Below are 5510 nucleotides of genomic sequence, written 5' to 3' on the forward strand. Positions count from 1 at the left end.
GCCGGAAGGTATACTGTATAATGTCCAAGGTCATGAACAATTAAATTCCGGATCTCCGAACGGATCACCGGTGTATAGATAAAATCATCATACCGGTCAAAATGAAACCCTACATAATGTGTTGCAGGCGCATAATATTTCATAACCAGCTGTGCCCAGTCTATACTCTTTGGTTTAGGCACCTTGGGAGACTGAAAAGATGCCTGATGACTTAAACCAACGCTTTCTATCCCTCTAAGCCTGCATGCCCAGGCAGTTACCGGCTCAAAGTCATTAATGATCAGATTATAATCCTTTAAGGGAAGAGACCTCATGTCTTTTACAAAACGCGGAAGGTTCATGGTCTTCCAGGTCTCGAAGTGGTCAACCCCACCCTTTTTACCAAAAATAAAGCTAAAACCATGAAGCTGATATTTAACAGGCTGGCTCAGCCTGACATCAGCCTGCGTTCCGCTAATCAGAAGCTCCACATCGCCATGCTGTTGTAACAATGGAACAATCTCTCTGGCACGGCTAATGTGCCCGTTTCCCGTTCCCTGAATCGCATATAATATCTTCATCCGCACCGAATATCTGTAAATTTTAGCCTTTAGACAATTTCTAATTTGATCTTTTGCAATAATACATTGATATCCAGTTTACTATGTAAATCTTCGCTGTCAGAAAGAATTCCTTCTTCCTCTATATCTGTTTCATAATCTTTGGCCTCATATTTAAATATTTTCCAGGCCTTATTGTTATATTCCAGCGCGGTCAGGTTTTCAATCCAGTCTCCGCTGTTCAAATAGGTCACTCTGCCATTCTCAGTTTCAATGCTACGCATTTCCGGCTGATGAATATGACCGCAAACCACATATTCATAGCCTTTTTCAACAGCAAGCTCCGCAGCCGTCTGTTCAAAACTGTTGATAAATTTTACTGCATCCTTAAAGCTTTCCTTCACCTTTTTCGAAAAGCTCATTTTCTCTCTCCCAAAAATCTTCAGGCCCCAGTTCACAAAACTATTGATCAGGATCAGGGTATCATATCCTACGGCACCCAGTTTCGCCAGCCATTTGGAATGTTGCATGGTAACATCAAAAATATCCCCATGAAAGAACCAGGCCTTTTTACCATCTATTTCCAAAACCAGTTTATTTTGTAAATGGAAAGCCCCTAAATGCATATCTGCAAATTTACGTAAGAGCTCATCATGATTACCCGTCAGATAATATACCGGCACCCCTTCCACCACAAATTTCATCAGTTTACGGACCACCTTCATATGTGTTTCCGGCCAGTACCTTTTGCTAAATTGCCAGATATCAATAATGTCGCCATTAAGGATCAACATTTTAGGCTTAATGCTTTTCAGATATTTTAAAAGCTCTTTGGCGTGGCAGCCGTAAGTACCCAGGTGTACGTCCGAAATGACTGCAATTTCTACTTCTCTTTTAGACGTCATCGTCATCCATTTTCAGATCATAAGGACTAAAAAAGAAGGCAATCAGGGCAATAACACATCCTATTACGATCATTTCCTCCATAGATCTTTAGTTTATGGACACAAATATGCAATACACAGGTTAACAAGCCATTAACAGAATATTATTAAAAAAACAAAAGGTTATTGCCTGATGACAATAACCTTTATTACAAATCGCTTAAATAATGTTTAAGCGGCCTTCTTTTTTTTCTCTCCGTAACATGCAAAGCCCAATGCAGCCAGCAATAAAATAGATCCTGCCAGGGAAATCTTTTCCCCTGCATAATAAGAAACAGGCTCAAATTTAAACTCTACTTTATGATTACCTGCCGGGAGCTGCGCTGCACGCAGTACATAATCAGCTCTGAAATAAGGTTTTTTCTCATTATCGATATACATATTCCAGCCTTTGTCATAATAAATTTCAGAAAAAACGGCAATTACGTCCGAAGGCGCACTATAGGAATAAGTCAAATGGTCAGGATGATAACTGTCAAGTGTGATCATCGCTGTTGCACCACCACCTGTTACCTTTTTCTCATCAATAAGACCTTTATATCGAATGTCCACAATGGCTTCTTTTTTCGGATCAAAACTACTGATCGCCTTCATCTCTTCGTCTGCATCTTTGGCAAATTGTACATTTTGTACAATCCATGCATTTCCTGCAGCAGTTTGATTTCTTTGCATTTTATAAGAACCATTTTGCTGATCTTGTGTGATAATATATTTCGTATTCAACATATCCAGCACATCCTGGTTCACACTTTTTGAGAATTGATTATCGATCAACTCCTGGAAACGCTTCAATTTAGCCGCATGGTAACCACCCACAGTTTTATGGAACTGGGAAGCACTCGCATCTGAAAAAGTAGAAGTCGTGAGGTCCATTACCCTGAAATCAGGATCTTTATCCGCCATAATAAACGTATCTACATCGCGGGGCTGGAAATGATTGGCCAGGTCTGATTTACTCGCGAAATTATTGTTGTTTAAATAACGGCGATCCACTTGCCACATATCGATCAAAACAGCAAAACCAAGCAGTACTAATGCCAGTTGAAGATTCATTTTTTTAGTGATGAACGCCCAGATCAATGCATAAGCAATCGCAATAAAAAGTACAGACCTCAAGGCATCTGCACGAGCAATGTCAACACGATCCGCCACCAGAGCATTGGCAACTTTTAACGCCTCTCCACGGTTGTTCTGCAGAATCTGGGTAAGCGCTTCCAGCATACGCTGATGATTTTCGCTGGTAAAACTGAAAAATACGGTTGGTATAATGGCAACCAATAAGGAGAACCCTCCGGTGATTGCCGCAGCAATCGTTAATTTTTTAAGAAGTACCTTTTGTTCCAGCTTACTTTCTGTAGCTTCTTTAATTGCAAGCACGGCTAAAACAGGAACCATTAGCCCTACTACAGCCAAAATAGATTCCACCGCCCTGAACTTATTGTATAACGGGAAATAATCAAAAAACAAATCGGATATCAAGGGGAAATTACTTCCGAAAGAAAGCAGCATGAATAAAATGGTTGTGCCTAAAGCCCACCACTTAAAACGGCTTCTTACAACAAGCAGCCCAAAAACAAACAGGAAGCAGATAATTGCCCCAAAATAGTACGGGCCTGAAGTACCCGGCTTACCGCCCCAGTACTGCTGGTAACCAATCTGCCCGGCCAGCTGTTGAATCGCCTGCGTTGGATCACCACCGGTTAATGATTGTAAAGACTTATACGCATTGCTTTCCGGTTTCACCAGTGCATCGATACTGGTCGCCCCACCATAAAGGTTCGGAATCAGAAAGGTAAAACTCTCTCCAACACCCTGGCTCCAGCCATAAGCATATTCTTTAGAAAGACCATTCTTTTCTTCTGCCTTATCTGTCGTTAAATTAGATTTTCCTCTGTTGGATTCCTTTCCATATTCATAAGTAGTCCATAAAGTACTTGCATTCACCATCAGCGCCAATACAGCACCAATAGCTAAAAAGCTTAAACCCCGTCCAAATGCAGACAGCTTCTTTTCTTTCCAGGCATGATATAATTCAATGGCCAGGTAAATCACCAATGCAAGCGAGATATAATAGGTCATCTGGATGTGATTGGCCCTGATCTCCAAAGCGAGGAACAGTGCAAACAAGCTGCCTCCCACCCAATGTTTTCCACGGAGGGTTAAGATGACCGAAGCCAGAATCGGTGCAAAGAAAGCAATGGCCAGGGCCTTGTTGCTATGCCCAGCGGCAATAATGATAAAATTATAAGAGGTAAAAGCGAAAGCAATTGCCCCCAATGCCGCCAGATACGGGTTGACCTTTAATACGCAAAACAGCAGATACGCACCCAGCAGATACAATAAAACCACATCTACAGGATCTGGCAATATGGTTTTAATCGCAGAAATGACATAAGTTGCACCGTTCATTGGGTATTGAACCCAAATCTGATAAGCCGGCATACCTCCAAACATCTGATTGGTCCAAAGAGGCCCTTTACCATCTTTAGCTTTGTAGTCCATAATTTCCTTCTGCATCGCTTTTGCCTGCAGGACATCACTTTGAGCCGGTCCCTTGCCTTGCAAAACAGGGCTGAAATAGGCGAAACAGATAATTACGAAAAATGCGGCGATGGCAACGTGGATGCCATTTCTTTTAAACCAAGTATTCATTAGGGTTATTTAATATTTAAACTAACCCCAAACTTAGATAATTTTTATTGATCTCTTTCCCGCCTTTTAAAAAAAATTATAATTATTTAACCTCTTCGTAGTCTACAAAATCACCCAGTTTATCTACATTTCCAGGCTTAGGCTTCGGTGGCATATAATCTATAGATATAGAACCTTCAGGCCTCCTGGGAGCTTGTTGCGCACCATTGGCCTGTTGTTGCATATTGTTAAAAATATTTCTGAGCACAAGCGGGAAAACCAGTTTCAAAAGCATCCTGATCACCCACATCACCAATATCGTTATAAAAAGAAATTTTACTATTCCCATGTTAATTCGTCTTAATGTTTACAAATATGACGGAATTCATTTTTGATTATTACAGTTTCTACCAGATTATTGCACTTACATTACAATCAATCTTCTTCTACAATATGTGCCACACGGCCTACCTGTCCATCCTCCAAACGCACTTTAATACCCCTGGAATGAAAGGGAGAAGAGGTTAATAAATTTGCAACAATCCCCCTGGTCAAGGCACCAGATCTCTGGTCTTTCTTCAAAATAATATCCACCTCTAAACCGGGATAAATGTCTTTTCTGTTCTTTCCGTCCATTACTTACTCTTTACTATATTCAATTTACTTGCCAAAACGCTCCTCAAATACTTTTTCCATGGCAAACATTTCGTCCCTTAACCTTGCGGCAAGCAGAAAGTCCATGTCTTTGGCAGCCTTAGTCATTTCTTTACGCGTTTTATCTATAGACTTCTGCATTTCTGCTTTGGTCATATACTGAACCACCGGATCTGCTGCAATACTCACTTCATCTACCTCCACATAGGCTTTAGCCCTTGTGGCATTCTCAGAGAAATCCAGCATTGAAGTCTGTTCCATAATAGCTTCTCTACTCTTGCCAACTGTTTTGGGCGTAATTCCATGCTCCAGGTTATAGGCGATTTGTTTTTCCCTTCTCCGGTTGGTTTCGTCAATTGTCCTTTCCATGGATTCGGTGATGTTGTCCGCATACATAATTACTCTTCCTCTGTCGTTCCGCGCTGCGCGTCCTATGGTCTGTATCAAGGCGCGGTCAGAACGTAAAAACCCTTCTTTATCCGCATCCAATATGGCTACAAAAGACACCTCAGGAAGGTCAAGTCCTTCCCTCAACAGGTTAATTCCGATCAGCACATCAAATTCTCCTAAACGTAAGCCTCTAAGGATTTCCACACGCTCAAGTGTCTTCACCTCTGAGTGAATATAACGGACCTTGATGTTCAGCCGGTCCATATATTTAGTCAGCTCCTCTGCCATGCGTTTGGTTAAAGTAGTCACCAATACCCGGTCCCCCATCTTGATGGTCTTCTCTATTTCATCC

Annotated in this window: 6 protein-coding genes; all 6 read right to left on the reverse strand. The window is 41.4% G+C overall.

Going from position 1 to position 5510, the window contains the following annotated elements; genetic code table 11:
* On the reverse strand, positions 1-560 hold a 560-nt coding region (locus tag VNZ46_RS01000), incomplete at its 3' end, for a glycosyltransferase family protein (protein ID WP_325558198.1).
* Between the two features lie 29 nt (positions 561-589).
* Positions 590-1444: a UDP-2,3-diacylglucosamine diphosphatase gene (locus VNZ46_RS01005; protein WP_325558199.1), complete on the reverse strand. Its 855-nt coding sequence runs from the start codon at positions 1442-1444 to the stop codon at positions 590-592.
* 210 nt (positions 1445-1654) lie between these two features.
* The gene (locus tag VNZ46_RS01010; protein WP_325558200.1) at positions 1655-4135 is read right to left on the reverse strand and encodes a hypothetical protein; all 2481 of its coding nucleotides are present in this window, start codon (positions 4133-4135) and stop codon (positions 1655-1657) included.
* Positions 4136-4217: 82 nt separating this feature from the next.
* Complete coding sequence (locus tag VNZ46_RS01015; RefSeq protein WP_108550175.1) at positions 4218-4463, reverse strand: DUF4834 domain-containing protein; 246 nt, start codon at positions 4461-4463, stop codon at positions 4218-4220.
* An 86-nt stretch (positions 4464-4549) separates the two neighbouring features.
* Positions 4550-4750, reverse strand: coding sequence for a YwbE family protein (locus tag VNZ46_RS01020; protein WP_108550174.1), 201 nt, complete (start codon positions 4748-4750; stop codon positions 4550-4552).
* Positions 4751-4774: 24 nt separating this feature from the next.
* Positions 4775-5510 (reverse strand): helicase-related protein (locus tag VNZ46_RS01025; RefSeq protein WP_325558201.1); only part of this gene is annotated, 736 nt, incomplete at its 5' end.

The sequence above is a fragment of the Pedobacter sp. genome (genome assembly GCF_035566355.1).
GTDB lineage: Bacteria > Bacteroidota > Bacteroidia > Sphingobacteriales > Sphingobacteriaceae > Pedobacter.

Coding starts and splice junctions, on each gene's coding strand:
- VNZ46_RS01005 (WP_325558199.1), bottom strand. CDS start 1,444: ATGACGTCTAAAAGAGAAGTAGAAATTGCAGTCATTTCGGACGTACAC.
- VNZ46_RS01015 (WP_108550175.1), bottom strand. CDS start 4,463: ATGGGAATAGTAAAATTTCTTTTTATAACGATATTGGTGATGTGGGTG.
- VNZ46_RS01020 (WP_108550174.1), bottom strand. CDS start 4,750: ATGGACGGAAAGAACAGAAAAGACATTTATCCCGGTTTAGAGGTGGAT.
- VNZ46_RS01010 (WP_325558200.1), bottom strand. CDS start 4,135: ATGAATACTTGGTTTAAAAGAAATGGCATCCACGTTGCCATCGCCGCA.